Here is a 19,956-nt window from a genome sequence, read left to right on the forward strand (position 1 = left end):
AGGCAGATTAGCTCAGAAATTGCCCATGTGAGCTGTCCTACTATGCTTTGGGGGACTTGCCCAATGCACCTTCAGGAAGGCCAAGCTTTAACCTAGCAGCCCTATATTCCGGCGAACCCGGTATTAGCTCCACCAGCATCGGCGGATGCCAAACCTTCGTTGATTTGCCTGGCTTGTCGCCGTCATTATGCGCTTCGTCCATCTCCAATAACTAGCATCCTGAGCATCGCGCACCAGATGGTTAATACTATTCCTTCTGTTAACACGCCTGATGTCCGTCCCAAGCCTCGCTCCAGAGTGGAAATGCAAAAGAATCAACGACACACTTCACTATTATTGTTATTTTAGCATCCTTATATTCATTTATTATTGTAAATTCTAAAATACAACTCAGTTAACTCTTGCGATACCCCTAATAATCGAAGAAATTCTGTCCCGCGAGCGCTACGTAAAGCGCGACGCATGAAATTGGCGCTCCAGACTGACTTCTCACGATTCGCCGCTTGGATTTGCGCTATTCGTCCACGCGCAGCGCAACAGCCCGGCTCAATGTCGCCTTACAGTGCGCAGATCCGAAAATCAGTGACTATGCAGCCAGTTGAGCATGGCCAATTCCCGGGCTGTGCTGGCCGATGTCGTGCCGAGGCGGCGTGCCGCCTGATACTTGGCTGCACGCGCGATGAGCCAGGCCGGATACGCCAGCCAGCGCAGCGGATTCGTTTGCCGCATTCCCATCATGCTGCCCAGGCTTACTGGGCTGGGGGTGAAAGCAGCGCGTATAGCCGTTAACAAACCGGGCAATTGGCCCTTGCGAAGGCTGAGACGACGCATGAAGGCAAACCGATCAGCCTCATATTCATCCCGTAGAATAGCTTGCTCGGCGATGTCGACGTGGCCGGAAAGGGCTGAGCCAGAGGTGTCGATGATATCCGGCACCCATGTCGCGCCATGGCGTCGTGCAAGGGCGGCAACCAATTGCAACGAGCGCATGACACGCATTTCGGCCGCCTGCTTCACCAACAGCGACCAATCGACCTTGCCCCCTGCCACCGCAAAGTGGAGATCCGCAAGGGTAAGCGGGCCGTTATCGAAGAAGTGATGCAACGTTGCATGTTCGACCAGATGCAAAAAATTTGCGTGGGCCGACGGCACGCGGACAGTCTTGCCTGACAAGACCAGTTCTTGTGCGTCATCGTGTACCATTCGCACGAGCAATGGCTCCTGCACCCAGCCGCGTGCATTCAGGCGATGATGGACTTCAAGAGTTACACCACTTCGCTTGTCGAGCAGGTCGGGCAATTGATGACCGTAGTCCATGCCATAGAGGTTGGTCCATTCGGCAACCTCATAATCCCCTGTATCAACGAGAAGTTGTTGGGCGCGTTCGGCGACTTCAGGGGAGACCAGAAGGTCGATGTCGCGCATGGGGCGAAGGCGGGCATCGGGATAATCGATGTGAGCCAGCCGCACCCCTTTGAGCGCAACCGGATGAATTGCATGCCGGGCCAGGATATCAATCACCTGCGTCAGTGCGATCTGATTGCCGAATGAAGACATGGCCTGAAAACGGCGCTGATCTTCGATCAGTGCAGCACAATCTGCTGGCACTAGCCCTTGCCGGCCCGCCCTTGTGATCGCCCTATCAACCAGTGGCAGAACGCGCATGTCCCTGGACAGCGAGACCAGCGTTTGCCATCCGGCAACGTCAAGTGCGTCAAGCTCGACCCCAAAATCACGGTCAGGACACGCGCTGATGCGCAAGATCAGTGTCTCGGGCGGCATACGGCTCGGTGGGTTCCTGGTATTGGGCTGCCCCGAAACTGAGCAGAACCGGGACGAATTCCATAGTCGATGCGACGTAACGTGTTCATCGCACTAAATATGACCTCAGCCTCTGTCAATTCGCCCGAGTTCCAAGCGCACGGTCTGATCCGCTATGCTTTCCAAAGCACCACCATGGGCGATGACGAGAATGGCGCATCGACCACGCAGGCGTAGAACGGCTTGGGCAATCGCGCGATCGTTCTCGGGATCCAGTGCATTGGCAGCTTCATCCAAAATCAACAACTGCGGGACGCGCATCATCGCCCGCGCAAGGATCAGGCGCTGGCGCTCCCCCCCTGAGAACTGATGTCCATTCTCACCCACCAAGGTATCGAGCCCATCAGGCATACGTTCGATGAAGTGTGCCGAGGCCTCCCTCAGGGCGGCATATAGCTCAGTGTCGTCCGCGTGGGGCTGTGCCCACAGCAAATTGTCGCGCACCGTTCCCGTGAACAGGATGGGTACCTGTTGAACGTAGGTGACGCGCGTGCGCCATGCCCGACGCAAGCTGAAGTCGACCGGCTCCCCGTCGATCAACAGCACCCCTGAATCGGGCCTCAGCAAGCCGCCGATCACATCGGCCAGCGTACTTTTGCCCGCGCCCGATGGGCCGAGCAAGGCGGTGATCTGTTGGACGGGGAGGTTTATGTTGACCGCATCAAGCGCGGGCACCTGACGTCCCGCATAGGTCAAGCTGACGTCGCGCAAGCCGATGGAATGGTGGGCCGATGGAACGGTGGCATCTGCGGGCAAGTCCGGCTCGCGCGCTGCTTCGGCTCGCTCGATCAGAGATAGTGCGGAATCGATCGACGGCCGTGCGTAAGCAATATCCTGAAGGCAGCCCTGTATTGCCATTAGAAGCGGGAATCCACGCGCAAACAGGGCAATCATCGGCAGGAGGACAACAAGATCGGCCTTCCAGAACTGCAGTGCCAGCCACACCACCAGCGCCAGCAGCCCCGCACTGCCGACCTGCAAGGCGACCTGACCCAGCCCATTTTCTCGCGTATACGTACGCTCAGCCGAATGTAGTGACGCAAGTTCACGCCTTAGTCGCTGTTCGGTAGCCCTTTCAGCGCCGAAGCTTTTGATGATCCGCAGTGCTGCCAGCCCCTCACCGAGCTCTGCGTAAATGCGTTCATAGACGTCGTTGAGTTCCCCACCCAACATGCGCGCTCGCAATCGCAGGCGGCGGAAGGAATAGAGCACGGCCCCGCCGCCGATCAGCGCGCAGACCGTCATTACGGGCGAAATGGCGACTGCCGCTGCGCCAACTCCCAACAGCGTGATCACGGCAACTCCGCCGGACACTGAACGATCAATGCCAACCCCGACGCGGTCGAGCGTGGTGATCAACAGGCTGGCATTGTCGCTCTGGCGCATGCCGGAAAGCACCCGCCAGTCGCAATGCAACAGAGCATGCCAGGCGCGAATGCGCAGCCCATCGATGAGGTTACGCTGCACAGTGAGCGCTGCCATCGCGCGGTAGAAATTGAGCAGCGCGCGCAAGCCTATGAGGACCACGAATGCCAGCAGAAGCGGTCCCAGAGAGTCTTTTCCGCCAAGCAGGCTGGCGAAATTGCCAAGCGAGGATGGAAGGGCGCTCGTGTTGCTGAGTACGGCTACAATCGGCACGAGTAACACTAGGCCAATGCCTTCGGTCGCGGCCGAACCGATGGTCAGTGCGACCAGCGCCAGCGCTTGCCGGCGTTTGACATGGCTGTACAGGACACGGACAACGCGGCTCAGGTCACTGTCCTTTTGCTCGCCCGAAATTCATGGAAATCAGACACGTCACCCCCGGTGACGACAATTTCTCCAGCGCACAGCCACGCATGGGCAAGCAATGCATGGTCGTCGCTGCGTCTTATGCCGACGGCTATGCGGGAAGCGATGGAGTGCCGTGCCAGCCAGCGACGGGCAGCAATGCACTGCACCAGACAATCCGACCGCCACGGAACGCGCGGCGCCATCACTTCGAACGCATAGCGCACACGCGAGATGCGGTGGAGGTTGAACGCTGTAAGCGATGTCTCTGGCTGTCCCTGCACCTGGTTGTACTGTAAAAGACCCAGCGTATTGACCGAATGTCGGCGCAATGTGCGATGGGCTAGCGCAAGTTCCCAGACGGCGATGCACATATCCACCATGCCGGCAGGACCCAGCCGCAGCAATTTGGGCAATTCGCGAACCACTTGCCCGAACGAGACCTTGTCCTGCACCGGCCGCTGGAAAAGCAGCTCCTGCACGACTTCGGACGAAGTATTTGGTAAGGGCGGTGAAGAGGTCATTGCCGTTCGCTTGATTGCAGCCATGCTGGTAGGTGCGCAAGTGCAGCGAAGCAATCCCGTTTAGATTACAGAACTGACTGGAGTGCGAATTTGAGCGGATTTGCGGCTATCGTTCGTTTCGACAACCAACCTGTTGATACAGCAGTAATTTATCGCATGACCGCGGCGATGGACTTCCGGGCTCACGATGGCATTCGACACAAGACCGGCAAGACTTTCGCACTTGGCCACTGCACGTTTCATACAACCGCAGAGTCGCTTGAGGCAGATCAGCCATTGGTCAGCAGTGATGGTGAACTTGCCATCGTCATGGATGGCTGGCTCGCCAACCCCGGCGAATTGCGCGCCGATCTGCTGGCGCGTAAAGCGAGACTGCGTGACAGCTCGGATGCCGAACTGATCCTCCATGCCTATGAGACGTGGGGCGATGATTGCGCCACGCGGATCGAAGGAGAGTTCGCGTTCGTCCTCTACGATGGGCGCACTCGGCGAGTATTCTGCGCCAAGGACCATGCAGGTATGCGTCCTTTGCATTATCACTGGGACGGCCATCGGTTGTTGGTCGCGTCCGATATAGCTGCCGTGCTTGCAGCGGGTGATTTTGTTCAGACACTGAACCCGGATGTTATGGCCGAGCGGCTTGTCAGTGAATTTCATTCGCTGGAGCAAACGGTCTGGACAGGCGTGTCACGCCTGCCGCTGGCGTCCACCTTACGGATCGATGGAAGAGGGACGGTGCGGCGACGTTATTGGATGCCGCCAGCGGAAACTACGATTCGCTATAGCAGGGATGCAGAGTACTTTGACCATTATCGCGACGTGCTGCTCGACAGCGTGCGGCGTGCGTCGCGCAGTCAGGTGCCGATCGGCTGCGAAGTGAGCGGAGGGCATGATTCTTCGGCCATCTTCGCACTGGCCCGGCGGCTGAAAGAACAGGGCGGACTGCTTTCGCCCGATGCGCTTGGCTTTACCCTATATGGTATCCCGGGCGAGATATCGGACGAAATCGAATACGCGCGCGATGTTGGGCGGTTTCTTGGCGTGCCGATCTTCGAAGCGGAATGCGCCGTTTCGGATTTGCCTTGGTTCAAGGCCAACGTCGCGCAGGATCGCGACATGCCGTTCATGCCCAATAGCCAGTCCATGATCAATGAAGTCGAGCTTGTGAAGCACAAGGGATGCCGGGTCCTGCTCGATGGCGAGGGTGGTGACGAGTTTGTCGGGGGCTCGCCGCTTGTGCTGCATGAAATGCTGGTCAACGGAAATTGGCGCCGTCTTGGGCGCGAACTTCTGCTGATGCGACAAAGCCGCGGTTACAAGGGCGCTGCGCGCCGCTTTTTCCGGTTCGGGCTCAGGCCGTTGGCACCTCTTGCCCTCGATTGGGCCGTGTGGCGCTTCAGGCGTGCACAGGAACCTTGGGGCGACCACTTGGGCGCAGGACCGCACTGGGCGTCGAAGGAGGTCCGTGATCGGCTCAACTCAATGCGAGACCAGTCTCGCCAGCGCGATGAGTTCTGGAAAATACGCCATCCGGTGCGCCGCAAATTGACGCGCGATCTGTTCGACCCGGGGTTTGACTACATGCGCGATGTGTCCGCCCGGCTAACCGCCCGTCTGGGGGTCGAGCTGCGCACGCCAATGTATAGCAAAAGGTATCTCGAGTTCATCTTCGGGTTGCCCGAGCAGACGAGATACCGTGACGGATGCCGCAAATTCATTCATCTCGGCGCGCTGCAAAACGACCTGCCTCAGTCTGTCTTGCAGCGTCGCGATAAGGCAGAATTCGGCTTTACTTTCGATCGTCATCTCCAGCCTTTGGCAGGCCTCTTTCGCGACGAAATTCCAGCAAAGGCGCCGCCGGAAATCTGTGAGGACGGCTTACGAAATCTTTATGAGAACTATGTGGAAACCGGCAGCGGAGTCTGGGAGCTTTGGCGCATCTACGGATGGTATCTGTTGAAAAGTGGGGTTGCTGGGGGCAGCAGACCTTAGCGTCGCGCCAGGCACTCAGCATAGAAACCGATTAATCGCGCCTCCAAAATTTGTGGCAAATCGCTCAACGCCCGGTTGACTTGAAGATCGGCGCATGGGCGCGGGAACAGTGGTTCCATTACAGCCGATTGCCTGCGGCTCTAGGCGATCCGACGCAGTGATGGGCCTGTGGTCAAGGACGTGCCAGCGACACTAAATCCCGGTGCCGCGAAGGCGCCGTCAAAAGTCCTGATCCTCGCGCCCGATGGTGATACGGCAGGCAGGCCAGACGACGGCTAGTCATCTAAACGGATGAAATCCGCCAGCACAGCTTCGCCTTGTGCTGGGATTCCAGCTTAGCATTGCCCTTCCCCATCGACCAACCGCATTGCATTCCGGTTGAATGCACTCGTTGCCCACACCATCCATATGGCTCTTAAGAATAAAATATGGGACGGCGAGAGTGGAGTAATCACTTTGGTGATATATCGATATACCGTTGGTTATCCATGTAGTATATCGTAGGTAAATAACTGCGACAATGAAGTTATTTTAAGAAACTAATGAGAATTATAAACTCCAATTACTTTTACTATACTAATGCTGCAATGCAGAAAGAGGTTGCTCACGGGCGACGCGTGAGCTAATTACCTCCGTCAGATAGGTTGATTCTTGAAAAATATCAGCGACAGCGACGGATCAAGATCAACTCATCAATCTTAACTACGGAGAATTCACATGGCTGATATGAGCAAGAACACTCGCGCAGTTTTGGCCCGCGCAGCATATGCTCGCCCAACCTTGATGGTTTATGGTTCGGTCCGTGAATTGACTGGCGGTATGTCTGCTACTGGGTCGGACATGATGGGTCAGACCAACATGACAGGCGTCTGATTTCGACCAGATCAGCTACACTTTGTTGGACTGAGTTTTGTCTGATACTCTTTCTGAGCACCGAAGTTATCTGGTTGATGAGCGCCGCCTGTCTCGGTACACGCGCGCGATCAGCAAAGTAATCAAACCCGGCGACGCTGTGGTTGACCTTGGGTGCGGATTTGGCATTCTTGGACTGATGTGCCTGAATGCTGGCGCGGGCAAGGTTTGGGGGATTGATGGCTCAGACGCGATCCATATCGCGTCTGAGACAGCCAGAATCGCCGGTCTAGCTGACAATTACCAATGTGTCGGGGAGCAGACCTTTCGGGCAGAGTTGCCCGAAAGAGTGGATGTTCTGATCTGCGATCACGTCGGATATTTCGGCGTCGACTACGGCATTGTCGAGTTAATGAGCGATGCCCGTCGGCGCATGCTCAAGCCTGGTGGGCGTATGATTCCGGAGCGGCTCAGGCTGTTCCTCGCTGGCGTGCGTTCCGATGCATGTCGGGGTTTGCTTGACGCTTGGGAAACGAGTTATGTGCCGAGCCAGTACCACTGGCTGCGAGACTATGCTGTCGGCACCAAGCACGCCGTAACGTACAAGCCCGATGAAATCGCAACGAACCCTGTGCTTGCTGGCACCGTCGAACTGGGTGCCGACGCGCCGGATGCGCTGGTTTTCAAAGCCGTCCTGTCTATTGATGAGACGGGGCAATTGGATGGGATAGGGGGCTGGTTCGATTGCGATCTCGGGGGCGGGGAAACCATGACCAATTCCCCTCTCGCAAGAGACAAGATCAGCCGATATCAGGTGTTTCTGGGCTTTGATCAGCCGCTTATGGTCGAAGCGGGCGACGCGGTTGAGGTGTCGGTCAGAGTGGGCCACCAGAACTCCATTTTGGCATGGTCGGTGCGCGATCCTGCCACCGGGAAAGTGCAAAAGTATTCCAATTGGGCCAGCATGCCGATGGCAACCAGCGCACGCATGAAGCCCGACAATTCGGCACGAACGCTCAACCGTCAAGGCCAGGCCCTGCAAATACTTCTCAGCTGTCCGATGACGGCATGACAGGCGCGGAAATCGAACAAGCTATCTTGCGCGATCATCCCGAGCTTCTGCCAAGCAGGCAGGAGATTTCGCGCTTTGTCCGAGACGAGCTCGCCCGGTACGCAACATGACGTATACGATGGTGTGGAGGCCGGCTCGTGAGCAAGAGGACTTACCCGACGAACCCTACGATGTATGGCGAACCTACGAAGGTGACGTGTCATCGTCCTTCCACCGCATTCCAGATGGTTTTTATGTCCGGTTCAACGATTGTGGTGATTTTTCGATCAATCTGACCACGCGGGAAGTTCTGTATTTTCCCGTTCCGGATGTGCCCGAAGACTACAGCGAAAATCTGTTCTCCAACCAGATCCTGCCGCTGCTGTGGACCTATGACGGGATGCCTGTGCTTCATGCCAGCGCAGTGGTAATTGATGGAGGTGCCTTTGCCTTTCTCGGACAGAGCGGGCGAGGAAAATCAACGCTGGCCGCAGCAATGGCCCGCGCAGGCTTTCCCTTTCTGACCGACGACGGACTTCTGCTCGAACAGAAGAACGTTGGCTTTTCCGTCAAACCTTATCTGCCATCCATCCGGCTTTTGCCTGACAGTGAAAATGCAGTTCTTGGAAAGACGCTCGCCGACATAAATCCGGACGATGATGTCTATAAGGCGCGAGTACCTTCCAGCGACCTGATACCTTTCACTGGAAGAGAAATGCCGTTGGTGGCTGTGTTCGTCCTGATTGAACCTACAGCAAGTCAACCGACGTTCGTACAGCTCTCGCAAGCTGCGGCAATTGATGCGCTCTTGCAGCATTCCTTCCTTCTCGATTCCAGAGACAAGGCGAGAGTCCTCAATTACTTCGGCATCATGGCCGCAGTCGCGGAAGCCTGCCCCTTGATTGCGCTGGATTACCCTCGGGATTTCAGTCAGCTCGGCAGTCTAACGACGGCGATAGCCGCCCACGCGAGGTCGATATTGGATTTATCAAGCAAGAGGTGCCTGACGTGAATCTGACCGATCCGATTACGCTGTCCGAAGACGTAGTCGCCCGCGAAGTGGGTGACGAGACCATGTTGCTCGATCTGGCTAGTGGCACATACTTTGGTTTGAGCACTGTAGGAGGCCGGTTTTGGCAATTTCTCGAAGATGGCATGTCGGTAACGACGGCACGTGATCGACTGCTCGAGTTATTCGAAGTCGAAGCTGAGGAACTCGATGCAGATCTGACGGATCTGCTTGGTCAGCTAGCTCAACAGGGGCTAATTGCCGTTCCATAAATCTGCCCACCCGGCCTAGCCGACTTGGACGAATTCGAGCCTGTATCTGGCTTTGGCAACATGGACGATGCCGATGAGGGCTTCGGCAAGTTGATCGTATCTGGTGGCATGGTTCGGTTGATTTTCAAGCGCCCAAACATGGGCTCGTTGCAGATGCATTGCTTGTAAAGGGCGAGGTCTGCTCAAGCTTCACGCAGCGATTGCCCCGGCTTGCAAGGTCAGCGCCGACGGAATCGGCATCGTAACCTTTGTCCGCCAGCAGGGCGTCCGGCGCCAATCCGGCACGCTAATGGCAGGCACGCTCCACAACTTTCTGAATGTGCCGATAAATATCCATGACCGACCCGATTCACGAACACGCAGGTGAAGTCCGCCGCCATCCGAGTAGACGCTGGGCTCCTTGAGCGTGGCCGCCTGCCCGGCCGAAAATTTGTTATGCGTGAGAAGCCCCTAGAATTCTAGTCGCCTTCCACTTTCACAAACTGCTGCTGTTCGAACTGGGCGGGTGACACCATCCCGTTCCTGACCTGTACGCACTGGGTTAGAGAACATCTCGATGTAATCGAAGACATCCCACCGGGCTCCCCCAGGCTTTCAGGATCCGTGAGAGTTATTTTCCATGCAGTTTCCACATACCGCATGGAAGCGCGTGCAAAAGAGTTTCAAACCTTGGGGAATAGATTCCCAATCTCTGGGAGACGCCTGCCATGATTGACGAAAAATTGCACACGCACGCACGCGCGCTTTCCTAGCAGACTCTGTGCAATTTAGCGCAAACAACAGCGCCGGGCACAATCTGGAGCGTTGGCGCGTTTGACATCCTAACTCAGAATAGATCTCGCCGAAAGTTTCGTAATTAGCGGTGTGCCCCTCAGGCAGTGCCGACCCGAGACAATCAGGGATCATTGATACGGACACAAGCATGCCGGTTTGGCTACCATACTGCGGAAGTGCGCCGGATCCGGGGCACTGGCTTGCGCGGTGGAACTTCGATCCCGTGCTTATCATCGTCGCGATTGCTCTTTTGGGGCTGGGATGGTGGAAGCACCCTGCGACCCTTCGTAGCCAATCGTGCGCAACAGCACTCTTTGCGGTTATCTTCATCTCACCGCTCTGCGCCTTGGGTTCGGCCCTGTTTTCGATCCGCGCCGTTCATCACCTGCTGCTCACGCTCGCGCTTGCGCCACTGCTCGTCGCGGCAATCGGAGAGCGCGCATCGACCTTCCGGCCTGGCCTCGTGCCCACCACTGTCGTGCAGGCCGGGGTGTTCTGGGCTTGGCACTTCAATCCTTTGTATGAACTCGCGTTGTCGAATGACGCTGTATTCTGGGCGATGCAGGCCTCGATCACGCTGAGCGCGATGGCATGGTGGCTCGCTTTGGGTCGGGCCGCATCCCTCGTCGCAGCGGCCAGCACATTGGCAACAACGATACAGATGGGATTGCTCGGCGCGCTCCTGGTCTTCGCAGGTCGTCCATTCTACGCACCGCACTGGTTCAGCACACAAGTCTGGGGCCTTTCACCGATCGAGGACCAGCAGATCGCAGGCCTTGTCATCTGGGTTTTGGGCAGCGGTGCTTATCTCGCAATTGCATCGGCTCTGATCTTTCGCGCCTTGACACCAAGCCCCCGGCCAGCCGTCGCATGATGGGTGAGTTGCAAACGTGGGCGGACCGCTATCGGTCGCGCGGACGCTATACGCCGGTCGGCGTCGCCTTCCACTGGATCATGGCCGCGGTCGTCATCTTCCAGCTTGGGACGGGCTGGTGGATGCAACGGTACCTGGTCGGGCCGGACAAGCTGGCTGCCTATGCCACCCATGCCCAGACCGGGTTGACGCTTCTGCTGCTCGGCCTGCTGCGCCTGCTGTGGCGCACCATCGTACCGGGCCCGGTAAACGATGCGGACAGGCCGGGCTTCTCGGCAAAGATCGCACACTTGACGCATGGCATCTTCTACGCGCTGTTCACCGTCCTGCCGCTTTCGGGTTGGGCAATGTGGTCAGCTATCCGGCCTGCCGAACCGCTTTATCTTGCCGGGCTGGTGCCAATCCCGGCGTTGCCATTCCACGACCTGTCCCGAGCCTGGCAGTTCCGCGTGCTCGATCTGGCGATGGACGTGCATCTGGCGGGCGTCATCCTTCTGAGCGTGCTGGTCCCCGCGCATATGCTGGCCGCAATCAAGCACCATCTGGTTGACCGGGACGACGTGTTCGAAGGCATGTTGCCGGAGATGACCGATCACCACCATCATCCAGAAGGGCCGCAGCATAGTCCGCCACCGCTTGCCGATCGGCCGGATGAAGCGCGCGGCTGATGGCGGTCATCGTTCCATCAGGGTCGCCGTACCGTTCGCCTGTGGCCCAAGCGTCAAGCTGGTGCGCAAGGTATGCTGCGCTCTGCCCAGCAAGCGCAGGATTGCCGGCGTTGCCGCGACCATCTGCCCCGTGGCAACTGACGCAGGATGCAATACCCAGTCGCGGCGCGCCCTCATGGTAGAGTCGCGCGCCCTTGCACGAAACCGTCAATTCGCTGGTCCCGAGTGTGGCGACAGGCAGGGCCGCATAATAGGCGGCAACCTTCTGCCGCACGTCGACGCTCAGTCGGCGGGCGATCCATTCCATCTGCGGATGCCGCCGCGCGCCCGACGCGAAATTCTCCAGTTGCCGCGCTGCATATCCGCGGTCGAGCCCGGCAAGCCGCGGTGCAAGATGTCCGTCTCCCTCGCCCCTGTTGCCGTGGCAGGTGGAACAGGCACCGCCAGCCCCGGCTTCGCCGCCACTGAACGCGATCAACTCGCCACTGGCTTCGAAGGGATCAGCGGGCGTGGTTGGCGAAGTGCAGGCCGAAAGGGCCAGAAACGCGAGAACGGGATGGGTCCATCTGGTCATGTCCCATCCCAATCGCTTCGCCTTGGTGGCGGTTCCCCGCACATCACTCTGTTACTGGCCACTGCGCTTGCTGTGATGACTACCGCTTGCAAGCAACCACCTCAGACACGCCACGATCTCGACGAGGCTGCGATCGAACGTGGGAGCCGTCTGGTTGCCGAAGCCGGCTGCACCGCCTGCCACGCCTTTCCCGGTATAGGATGGCCGCGTGGTCTTGCCGGGCCCTCGCTGCTGACGTTCGACGGTCGAGGACCGATTGCAGGCACCCTGCCCAACACGCCTGCCAACCTTGCCGCATTCGTGCGCAACGCTCCTGCCACCAAACCCGGAAGCCCGATGCCCGCCATGCCGCTGTCGCGTAGCGAGGCCCGCGATGTGGCCGCCTATCTCTATGGAATCGCCGATGACTGACGCTTCGACCGTATTCGACGCATGGTGGGGTTGGCCGCCGCCGGTACTCGATCCTGCGGGGCCCTATGCCGAGAGCGTAACGGTGCTGGCATGGGCGCTGTTTGCGATGGGAGCGATCGTGACCGCGATCGTCGCTGCGGCGCTTTTCGTGGCTGTGGCGGGGCCGCCTCGGTGGAAAGCGCGGCTGGGCGGCGAGCATACGGTCTGGATCATGGGCATCGCCTTCCCGGCTGTCGTGCTGACAGGGCTGCTCGTCTGGGGTCTTTCACTCACGGCCTCGCTCACCGATCCGATCACCGGGCGTGAGCCGCGCATCCGCGTGACTGCGCACATGTGGTGGTGGGACATCGAATATCTCGACGCCGCTGGCCGTGTCGTGCGGCGCGATGCAAATGAGTTGCACCTGCCTGTCGGGCAGCCGGTTGTGCTCGAACTGAAAAGTGCCGACGTCATCCACAGTTTCTGGGTGCCGAACCTGTCGGGCAAGGAGGACATGATCCCGGGACGCACCAACCTGCTCAAGGTCCAGGCCGACAGGCCGGGGCGGTTCGGCGGCATCTGCGCCGAATATTGCGGCGGGCCGCATGCGCTGATGGGCTTTGTCGCCGTGGCACACCCGGTAGCGGAATTCGAACGCTGGCTTTCCGGGACCAAGGTGGGCGCAGGGCCTGCCGTGGCGCAGGACGTACCCGGAACCGTGCCAGCGGTCACGCGCCGCACGCCGACCGCAGTTGATGCCGCGCCGCAAGTCGGCGCGCGTGATGGGCAGGCCCTGTTCCTCGCCAATGGTTGCGCCGCCTGCCACCGCATTGCCGGCACCCCGGCGAACGGCCTCAGCGGCCCCGATCTCACCCATCTGGCCGGCCGGTTGACACTCAGTGGGGGGATCCTGCCCAACAATCGGGGCACGCTGCAAGGGTGGATCGCCGATGCGCAATCGATCAAGCCGGGCAACCGAATGCCCAGCTACGACAATCTTTCGGCAGAAGACGTGGCCGCCATTGCCCTCTGGCTCGAGACACCACGATGAGCGAGACCGGCTTCGATCACGCGCTCTACGAGCGTTTCCCGACCAAAGGGCCGCGACCTGAAGGCGAGCTCGAGGAGCTCAAGCGCATCTGGTGTGCGCCAAAAGGCTGGCAGCTGCTGACTGCGGTCAACAACAATTACATCGGCATTTATTACATCGGCACCGCGTTCCTGTTCTTCGTGCTCGCGGGCGTGCTGTCGCTGGGCATGCGCATCCAGCTTGCCGCACCGATGCAGGATTTCCTGCCACAGGAAACCTACAACCAGTTCTTCACCATGCACGGCACGGTGATGATGTTCCTGTTTGCGGTACCCATGGTCGAGGCGATCGGCGTGCTGCTGCTGCCACAAATGCTTGCCGCGCGAGACCTGCCCTTCCCGCGCCTCTCGGCCTATGCATTCTGGGCGTACTTCGTGGGCGGGTTGCTGTTCTTCTGTTCGCTCTTCGTCGGTCTTGCTCCGGACGGCGGCTGGTTCATGTATCCGCCGCTCACCAGCCTTGCCTACAGCCCCGGCATCAACACCGATTTCTGGCTGCTGGGCATCGGCTTCATCGAGATTTCCGCCATCGCAGGCGCTATCGAGATCATCGTCGGCGTGCTGCGGACCCGCGCGCCCGGCATGACGCTCGACCGCATGCCCGTCTTCGCCTGGGCCATGCTGGTCTTTGCGGTGATGATCGTGATCGCCTTTCCCAGCGTGATCCTAGGCACTTTGCTGCTCGAGTTCGAGCGCGCCTTCAACTGGCCGTTCTTCGATCCCACGCGCGGGGGCGACCCCTTGCTCTGGCAGCATCTGTTCTGGTTCTTCGGACATCCCGAAGTCTACATCATCTTCCTGCCAGCGGCGGGCCTAATGAGCATGATGGTTTCAACCATCGCCCGCACCGAACTTGTCGGATACCGGCTGAACGTGCTGGCGATTATCGCCACGGGCTTCATCAGCTTCGGCGTCTGGGCGCACCATATGTTCGCCACCGGAATGCCGCGCGTATCGACCGGCTATTTCAGCGCTGCGAGCATGGCGGTGAGCCTGCCTGCGGGCATCCAGGTGTTCTGCTGGATCGCGACGCTGGCCAGCGGACGCATCCGTTGGTCGGTACCGGCACTGTTCGTCGTCGGCGGCTTGCTGGTCTTCGTGATGGGCGGGCTAACGGGGGTGATGGTCGGCATGGTGCCGTTCGACTGGCAAGCCCATGACACCTATTTCATCGTCGCGCACCTCCACTACGTACTGATCGGCGGGATGGTGCTGCCGATGTTCGGCGCGTTCTACCACTGGTTCGGCATGACAAGCGCCAAACCGTTGAGCGAGCGTTGGGGGCGCTGGGCATTCTGGCTGATGTTCACAGGCATCCACCTGACCTTCATGCCCATGCACCTTGCCGGCCTGATGGGCATGCCACGGCGCATCTACACCTACCTTCCTGAACGAGGGCTCGAGCTGCTGAATTTGATCTCGACGGTGGGTGCCTTCGTGATCGCGGCAGGCGTGCTGATCTTCTCGGTCGATCTGGTCCGCAAGTTCCGCTTCGAGCCGGACGAGGGCGCAGGCAACCTCTACGGCGGTGGCACGCTCGAATGGCTACCCACAGGCCTCTATTCGACGCGCTCGATCCCGCTGGTGCGCAGCCGCGATCCGCTGTGGGACGATCCGAACCTTGCGAAAGACGTCGAGGAAGGCCGCTACTTCCTGCCCGGCAGCGCGACGGGCCTGCGCGAGACCTTGATCACCAGCCTGCTCAACGCCGAACCGCAGTATCTCCAGATAATGCCCGGCCCTTCGCCCTGGCCGTTGGCGGCGGCAGTGGGAACTGCGCTCCATTTCCTTGCGCTCACCGTGCAGGCCTATTCGTTCTCGCTGGCTTGTGGAATTGTAGCAGTGGTGTGCGTCCTGCGCTGGCTGTGGGAAACCGATCGGCCGCACAGGCTTCGCGAGGCTGACGTGGGCGGCGGCATCATTCTGCCCATCGCGGTCACCGGCCCCTCGAGCCATAGCTGGTGGGCGCTCAACACGCTGATGGTGGTCATGGGCATGATCGCATTGATGACGATGTTCTCCTATCTCTACCTCTACGGCATTCATCCCGAGGTCTGGATTGCGCCGCCTCCGCTGGGAGAAACGGCGCTGGTCGCAACGCTTGCAGCCACCGCCTTCGCCCTCGCTTGGTCGTCGCGACGCATGCTGTCGCGTTCCGAGCCGGGCGTATTTCCGGGCCAGGGACCATGGCTGCTGGCAGCGGCGAGCGCAGCGGCCCTCGTCGCCTCGTCCTCAATCGACTGGACGGGCTGGCGCGCAGCCGGACTGGATCCAGCGGCGACCGGTCAGGGCGCGACCGTCTTTGCGTTGATCGCGTTCCAATCGGCCACGGCGGGGATCGCAGTCATCATGGCGCTCTATCTGGGCTATCGCAGCGGACGCGGTCTGCTTTCGGGGCCTGTCAACGTTACGCTAGACGTGGTCACCCGCTTCATCGGGTACGTTGCGGTGCAGGGACTTGTCACTGGGCTGCTCCCACGGCTCTTCACGGGAGCCTGAGCGATGCACGATGCGTTTACCGAGCCGGTCGACTGGAGAGGTGCGGCGCTCGCCTTCACGATCTGGATGGCGCATTTCGGCGTGCTGTGGGGCGCGAGCAGCATCTTTCCCGACGCGTCGCCCGCGCGTTGGATCGCGCTTATCGCCACAGTGCTCGCCATGGCTGCGCTCGTGCTTGTCTGGCGCAGGCGGTCGCCCGAATCAAGCGGCGCGGTCCTACCGCTTGCCTGCGCGCTTGCGGCGGCAGCGGTGCTTTTCGGAGCCATGCCCGCAGTTATCGGCTGAACTGTCCGGACCCAATCGCGCGCCAAAGGGTTTGAACTGCAACACAGGTCAAATGCCGGAGCCCGACCATGCCAGAATCCGGCGTTCACGCCGCAGCCCCCGCAAGCCCGTTGCACGCCATCCTCCTGGCGTTCCCGGTGGCGCTCTACCCTTCCGCGCTGATCAGCGACATCACCTACCTGCAGACGTCCGTGGTCCAATGGACCAACTTTTCGCAGTGGTTGATCGCCGGGGCCGACCTTTTCGCAGGTCTGCTCCTGGCATGGACGATTGCCTCGCTCCTGTTCGGCCGCGCGCGCCATGCGCGCGGGCGCGGCAAGGCGACCCTGATCGTCGTTGCGGTCATGTTCGTGCTTGGCATCATCAACGCCCTGCAGCATTCCAAGGACGGGTGGGCTTCGGTCGGCACGACGGGTTTGATCCTGTCGATTGCCTGCACAATCCTGGCGATCGTCGCAGCGTTCCTCGTCCATTCCAGAACCATCGTCCGGGAGGTTCGCCCATGAAGCGCCTGACCATCGCCGCGCTACCGTGCCTGGCCTTCGTCGCAGCCTGTTCGCCGAGTTCGAAGGGCGTCGACCAGACGGGTCAGTCGCCAACGCTCCCCGAGCAGGCCAGCGCGCTGCTGCCTGCGATCGCCATTGCTCCTCCGGAAGCGTGGGGCAATGACCTGCCCACAGTACCCGCAGGCTACACCATCACGGCCATCGCCAAGGACCTCAAGATCCCGCGCCAGATGCTCGTCCTGCCCAATGGCGACATATTGGTGGCTGAAGGATCGGGCGGCCACGCGCCCACGCTGCGCCCGAAGGACCTGATCGCGGGCCTGATCAAGGCGCAGGGCAAGAGCCCGGTGACAGGCGGCGACCGGATCACCCTCCTTCGCGACGCGAATGGCGACGGCCAGACCGATCTGCAGACGACGTTCATCTCGGGACTGGACGCCCCCTATGGCCTCGCCTTCGTCAACGGCGCGATTTACGTTGCCAACCAAGGCGATCTGCTGCGCTTCCCTTATGCAGACGGCGCGACCAACATCGCTGCCCCGGGCCAGAAGGTTACCGCGCTTCCCGCAGTCATCAATCATCACTGGACGAAGTCGCTGGCCGCCAGTGCCGACGGCTCCAAGCTCTATGTCGGCATCGGATCGAACAGCAACATCGGCGAACGCGGGATGGATGCAGAGGAAGATCGCGCCGTCATCTGGGAGATCGATCCCGCGACGGGCACCAACCGCGTCTTTGCCTCGGGCATCCGCAACCCCACCGCGCTGGCTTTCGATCCTTGGCAGCGGCAACTCTGGGCCGTCGCCAACGAGCGTGACGAACTCGGCCCAGAACTGGTGCCCGATTACCTCACATCGGTTCGCGAGGGCGGGTTCTATGGCTGGCCCTATAGCTACTATGGCCAAACCGTCGATCCGCGCGTGCATCCGCAAAAGCCCGATATGGTCGCCAAGGCGATCAAGCCCGACTACGCGCTCGGCAGCCACGTTGCCGCGCTCGGCCTCACCTTTGCAAGCAACGGTGGTATGGGCGGCGCGTTCGCCGAAGGTGCTTTCGTGGGCGAGCATGGCAGTTGGAACCGCAGCGACCGATCAGGTTACAAGGTCGTTTTCGTGCCGTTCAAAGGTGGACGCCCCGCGGGCAAGCCGGTCGATTTCGTCACCGGCTTTCTCGCCGATGGCAAGGCCCGCGGCCGCCCGGTCGGCGTGTTCTACGACGCTCCGCGCGGCGCACTATTGGTCGCTGACGACGTCGCGAACACCGTGTGGCGGATCACCAGAACCGGCCAGCCCACGCGCACCAGCAACCCCGAAAACCCGGTGCTCTGACGCCGGAAAGCGGAATTCACCTCTTGCCACATTGCTGCCGTTCTATCGCCTGCCAGTGCCAGTGCCAGCGACGCAACGATCTGCACTGGCACCGATTTGGCAGCTTCGCTCCGCCCCGTCCCAGGTTGATGTGATCACGTGTTCGGCAAGCCTCCTCGAAACCCTCTTCCGCGGCTGCGATCATTCGGCGTTCCAAGTCTGCGATTTCTGCGTCTATGACCCGCGTGAACCTATAATCCCGGCAGGTATGCCGGTGACGGGCGCGCGCGCGGATTGCGACTTTTTGACATTAGATCAGACGGATCACTAGCGGTGCTTACCGGTTTTCGCCAGATGTTGCCCCTTTGATGGCAATCCGAATCGCGGAAAATGCCACCCGCCTAGCGGACGTTCCGGCCTTGGGTGTCCGCAGTGGATACCTGCCGTTGGTTCACGCAGGCTTTCGCATCCGCTTCAGCCACGCTGTCACATGCATCGCACTTTTCGATCCTTTTGCTATGGTGAATGGATGTCGCTGCTAGAAAGACTCGGGATACCGCTACCTGTCGTGCAGGCACCAATGGCGGGTGTGTCCACTCCTGAACTGGCCGCTGCCGTCAGTAAAGCTGGCGCGCTCGGTTCGATCAGCGTTGCTGCTACAGACGCCGTCGGTGCGCGGGAGATGATTGCCAACCTGCGAACCCTGAGCAATCGCCCGTTCAACGTCAACGTATTTGTCCATCAGCCAATGGCGCAGGATGCCGCGCGAGAGGCTGCTTGGCTTACGGCAATGAAGCCGCTGTTTCGCAAATATGGTGCGCAGCCTCCGGCAGCACTTCGTCCGATCTATAAGGGCTTGCTTGAGGACGACGAGATGCTGGCGCTCCTTGTGGAGACCGCGCCCGCTGTTGTGAGCTTCCACTTCGGTTTACCGGATGCCGGTCGGATCGCAGCGCTTAAAGGCGCCGGCTGCGCGCTGCTGGCCACCGTTACCAGTCCCGAAGAGGCGTGGGCCGCCAAGGCTGCAGGAATCGATGCGGTCGTTGCTCAGGGCTGGGAAGCGGGTGGGCATCGCGGGGTGTTCGATCCCGAGGCTCTCGATACTCGCCTTGGCACATTGGCGCTTACCCGATTGCTGGCGCAACGCGGTGGCCTGCCGGTCATCGCGGCGGGCGGAATCATGGATGGCCACGGCATCAGGGCCGCGCTCGATCTCGGCGCCATCGCTGCCCAGTTGGGCACAGCCTTTGTCGCCTGTCCAGAAAGCAGCGCCGATGCGGCATACCGCGAGGCGCTGGCCGGTCCTGCCGCCATGAGCACGGTCATGACGTCCGCCATTTCGGGACGACCTGCTCGTGGTTTGCCGAACCGCTTCACCCAATGGGGCGAGAGTGTCGGCCTGCCTCATCCCGGCTATCCGATGACCTACGACGCGGGCAAGGCGTTGATCGCCGCGGCGAAGGCGGCCGGCGAAACCGGATTTGGCGCGCAATGGGCAGGACAGGGCGCGCCGCTGTCACGCCCCCTGCCTGCTGCAGAGCTCGTCGCGCTTCTGGCGGAAGAATTGCGTCTCGTGAACTGAGAGATGCTGCAGACCGTGGCAAGGGCCGCCGCGACTCCGGTCATTTCCAAAGACGTGCGCGATCGTCGGAAGCCGAGCTTCACCCATAGTCTCGCGGACGAAGGGGGCCGTCCCTAG

Annotated in this window: 17 protein-coding genes and 2 pseudogenes; 14 read left to right on the top strand and 5 right to left on the bottom strand. The window is 60.2% G+C overall.

What is annotated here, in order from left to right; translation table 11 throughout:
- Positions 1 to 579: 579 nt before the first annotated feature.
- The 3 genes from GGQ88_RS09370 to GGQ88_RS09380 all read right to left on the bottom strand — a co-directional run bounded on the left by GGQ88_RS09370 (position 580) and on the right by GGQ88_RS09380 (position 4,139).
- On the bottom strand, positions 580 to 1,782 hold the full coding sequence (locus tag GGQ88_RS09370) for a nucleotidyltransferase domain-containing protein (protein WP_183612875.1): 1,203 nt from the start codon (positions 1,780 to 1,782) through the stop codon (positions 580 to 582).
- A 105-nt stretch (positions 1,783 to 1,887) separates the two neighbouring features.
- Positions 1,888 to 3,600, bottom strand: coding sequence for an ABC transporter ATP-binding protein (locus GGQ88_RS09375; RefSeq protein ID WP_343057152.1), 1,713 nt, complete (start codon positions 3,598 to 3,600; stop codon positions 1,888 to 1,890).
- A complete protein-coding gene (locus GGQ88_RS09380; RefSeq protein WP_183612877.1) occupies positions 3,570 to 4,139 on the bottom strand; it encodes a lasso peptide biosynthesis B2 protein in 570 nt (189 codons plus the stop codon). The genes GGQ88_RS09375 and GGQ88_RS09380 overlap by 31 nt, the downstream gene beginning before the upstream one ends.
- A gap of 66 nt (positions 4,140 to 4,205) precedes the next feature.
- On the opposite strand from GGQ88_RS09380, the gene GGQ88_RS09385 reads away from it, so the two are divergent.
- The 5 genes from GGQ88_RS09385 (at position 4,206) to GGQ88_RS09405 (ending at position 9,459) form a co-directional block, all read left to right on the top strand.
- Positions 4,206 to 6,107, top strand: coding sequence for an asparagine synthetase B family protein (locus GGQ88_RS09385; RefSeq protein WP_183612878.1), 1,902 nt, complete (start codon positions 4,206 to 4,208; stop codon positions 6,105 to 6,107).
- Positions 6,108 to 7,017: 910 nt separating this feature from the next.
- Positions 7,018 to 8,031: a 50S ribosomal protein L11 methyltransferase gene (locus GGQ88_RS09390; RefSeq protein ID WP_183612879.1), complete on the top strand. Its 1,014-nt coding sequence runs from the start codon at positions 7,018 to 7,020 to the stop codon at positions 8,029 to 8,031.
- A 106-nt stretch (positions 8,032 to 8,137) separates the two neighbouring features.
- Positions 8,138 to 9,022 (top strand): hypothetical protein, encoded by an 885-nt coding sequence (locus GGQ88_RS09395; RefSeq protein ID WP_183612880.1) that lies wholly within the window; start codon positions 8,138 to 8,140, stop codon positions 9,020 to 9,022.
- Positions 9,019 to 9,291 carry a PqqD family peptide modification chaperone gene (locus GGQ88_RS09400; protein WP_183612881.1) on the top strand — a complete coding sequence of 91 codons (273 nt, stop codon included), beginning with the start codon at positions 9,019 to 9,021 and terminating at the stop codon, positions 9,289 to 9,291. The genes GGQ88_RS09395 and GGQ88_RS09400 overlap by 4 nt, the downstream gene beginning before the upstream one ends.
- Positions 9,292 to 9,315: 24 nt before the next feature.
- Positions 9,316 to 9,459, top strand: a complete 144-nt coding sequence (locus GGQ88_RS09405; protein WP_183612882.1) for a hypothetical protein — start codon at positions 9,316 to 9,318, stop codon at positions 9,457 to 9,459.
- A gap of 290 nt (positions 9,460 to 9,749) precedes the next feature.
- Here GGQ88_RS09405 and GGQ88_RS21775 read toward each other — a convergent pair.
- Positions 9,750 to 9,873 (bottom strand): annotated as a pseudogene (locus GGQ88_RS21775) (IS3 family transposase); the annotation flags it as partial.
- A gap of 340 nt (positions 9,874 to 10,213) precedes the next feature.
- On the opposite strand from GGQ88_RS21775, the gene GGQ88_RS09410 reads away from it, so the two are divergent.
- Together GGQ88_RS09410 and GGQ88_RS09415 are read left to right on the top strand one after the other, a co-directional pair.
- On the top strand, positions 10,214 to 10,939 hold the full coding sequence (locus GGQ88_RS09410; protein ID WP_183612883.1) for a cytochrome c oxidase assembly protein: 726 nt from the start codon (positions 10,214 to 10,216) through the stop codon (positions 10,937 to 10,939).
- Entirely contained in the window at positions 10,936 to 11,607 is a 672-nt protein-coding gene (locus GGQ88_RS09415; RefSeq protein ID WP_246385706.1) for a cytochrome b, read from the top strand. The genes GGQ88_RS09410 and GGQ88_RS09415 overlap by 4 nt, the downstream gene beginning before the upstream one ends.
- Before the next feature lie 13 nt (positions 11,608 to 11,620).
- Here GGQ88_RS09415 and GGQ88_RS21780 read toward each other — a convergent pair.
- Positions 11,621 to 12,181, bottom strand: a pseudogene (locus tag GGQ88_RS21780) (c-type cytochrome); the annotation flags it as partial.
- Between the two features lie 75 nt (positions 12,182 to 12,256).
- Between GGQ88_RS21780 and GGQ88_RS09425 the strand changes: the two are divergent.
- The 7 genes from GGQ88_RS09425 to GGQ88_RS09455 all read left to right on the top strand — a co-directional run bounded on the left by GGQ88_RS09425 (position 12,257) and on the right by GGQ88_RS09455 (position 19,839).
- Positions 12,257 to 12,592, top strand: a complete 336-nt coding sequence (locus tag GGQ88_RS09425; RefSeq protein ID WP_183612885.1) for a c-type cytochrome — start codon at positions 12,257 to 12,259, stop codon at positions 12,590 to 12,592.
- Positions 12,585 to 13,622: a cytochrome c oxidase subunit II gene (locus GGQ88_RS09430; protein ID WP_221214582.1), complete on the top strand. Its 1,038-nt coding sequence runs from the start codon at positions 12,585 to 12,587 to the stop codon at positions 13,620 to 13,622. The genes GGQ88_RS09425 and GGQ88_RS09430 overlap by 8 nt, the downstream gene beginning before the upstream one ends.
- Positions 13,619 to 16,159: a cbb3-type cytochrome c oxidase subunit I gene (locus tag GGQ88_RS09435; protein ID WP_183612887.1), complete on the top strand. Its 2,541-nt coding sequence runs from the start codon at positions 13,619 to 13,621 to the stop codon at positions 16,157 to 16,159. Before GGQ88_RS09430 ends, GGQ88_RS09435 begins: the two co-directional genes overlap by 4 nt.
- Positions 16,160 to 16,162: 3 nt before the next feature.
- On the top strand, positions 16,163 to 16,444 hold the full coding sequence (locus tag GGQ88_RS09440) for a hypothetical protein (RefSeq protein WP_183612888.1): 282 nt from the start codon (positions 16,163 to 16,165) through the stop codon (positions 16,442 to 16,444).
- 68 nt (positions 16,445 to 16,512) lie between these two features.
- Positions 16,513 to 16,950, top strand: coding sequence for a DUF2231 domain-containing protein (locus GGQ88_RS09445; protein WP_183612889.1), 438 nt, complete (start codon positions 16,513 to 16,515; stop codon positions 16,948 to 16,950).
- Positions 16,947 to 18,278 (top strand): PQQ-dependent sugar dehydrogenase, encoded by a 1,332-nt coding sequence (locus tag GGQ88_RS09450; protein WP_183612890.1) that lies wholly within the window; start codon positions 16,947 to 16,949, stop codon positions 18,276 to 18,278. Before GGQ88_RS09445 ends, GGQ88_RS09450 begins: the two co-directional genes overlap by 4 nt.
- A gap of 508 nt (positions 18,279 to 18,786) precedes the next feature.
- The gene (locus GGQ88_RS09455) at positions 18,787 to 19,839 is read left to right on the top strand and encodes an NAD(P)H-dependent flavin oxidoreductase (RefSeq protein WP_183612891.1); all 1,053 of its coding nucleotides are present in this window, start codon (positions 18,787 to 18,789) and stop codon (positions 19,837 to 19,839) included.
- Positions 19,840 to 19,956 lie beyond the last annotated feature (117 nt).

The sequence above is a fragment of the Novosphingobium hassiacum genome, from assembly GCF_014196055.1.
GTDB lineage: Bacteria > Pseudomonadota > Alphaproteobacteria > Sphingomonadales > Sphingomonadaceae > Novosphingobium > Novosphingobium hassiacum.

Coding starts and splice junctions, on each gene's coding strand:
- GGQ88_RS09370 (WP_183612875.1), bottom strand. CDS start 1,782: ATGCCGCCCGAGACACTGATCTTGCGCATCAGCGCGTGTCCTGACCGT.
- GGQ88_RS09380 (WP_183612877.1), bottom strand. CDS start 4,139: ATGGCTGCAATCAAGCGAACGGCAATGACCTCTTCACCGCCCTTACCA.
- GGQ88_RS09395 (WP_183612880.1), top strand. CDS start 8,138: ATGACGTATACGATGGTGTGGAGGCCGGCTCGTGAGCAAGAGGACTTA.
- GGQ88_RS09410 (WP_183612883.1), top strand. CDS start 10,214: ATGCCGGTTTGGCTACCATACTGCGGAAGTGCGCCGGATCCGGGGCAC.
- GGQ88_RS09415 (WP_246385706.1), top strand. CDS start 10,936: ATGATGGGTGAGTTGCAAACGTGGGCGGACCGCTATCGGTCGCGCGGA.
- GGQ88_RS09425 (WP_183612885.1), top strand. CDS start 12,257: ATGACTACCGCTTGCAAGCAACCACCTCAGACACGCCACGATCTCGAC.
- GGQ88_RS09430 (WP_221214582.1), top strand. CDS start 12,585: ATGACTGACGCTTCGACCGTATTCGACGCATGGTGGGGTTGGCCGCCG.
- GGQ88_RS09435 (WP_183612887.1), top strand. CDS start 13,619: ATGAGCGAGACCGGCTTCGATCACGCGCTCTACGAGCGTTTCCCGACC.
- GGQ88_RS09440 (WP_183612888.1), top strand. CDS start 16,163: ATGCACGATGCGTTTACCGAGCCGGTCGACTGGAGAGGTGCGGCGCTC.
- GGQ88_RS09445 (WP_183612889.1), top strand. CDS start 16,513: ATGCCAGAATCCGGCGTTCACGCCGCAGCCCCCGCAAGCCCGTTGCAC.
- GGQ88_RS09450 (WP_183612890.1), top strand. CDS start 16,947: ATGAAGCGCCTGACCATCGCCGCGCTACCGTGCCTGGCCTTCGTCGCA.
- GGQ88_RS09455 (WP_183612891.1), top strand. CDS start 18,787: ATGTCGCTGCTAGAAAGACTCGGGATACCGCTACCTGTCGTGCAGGCA.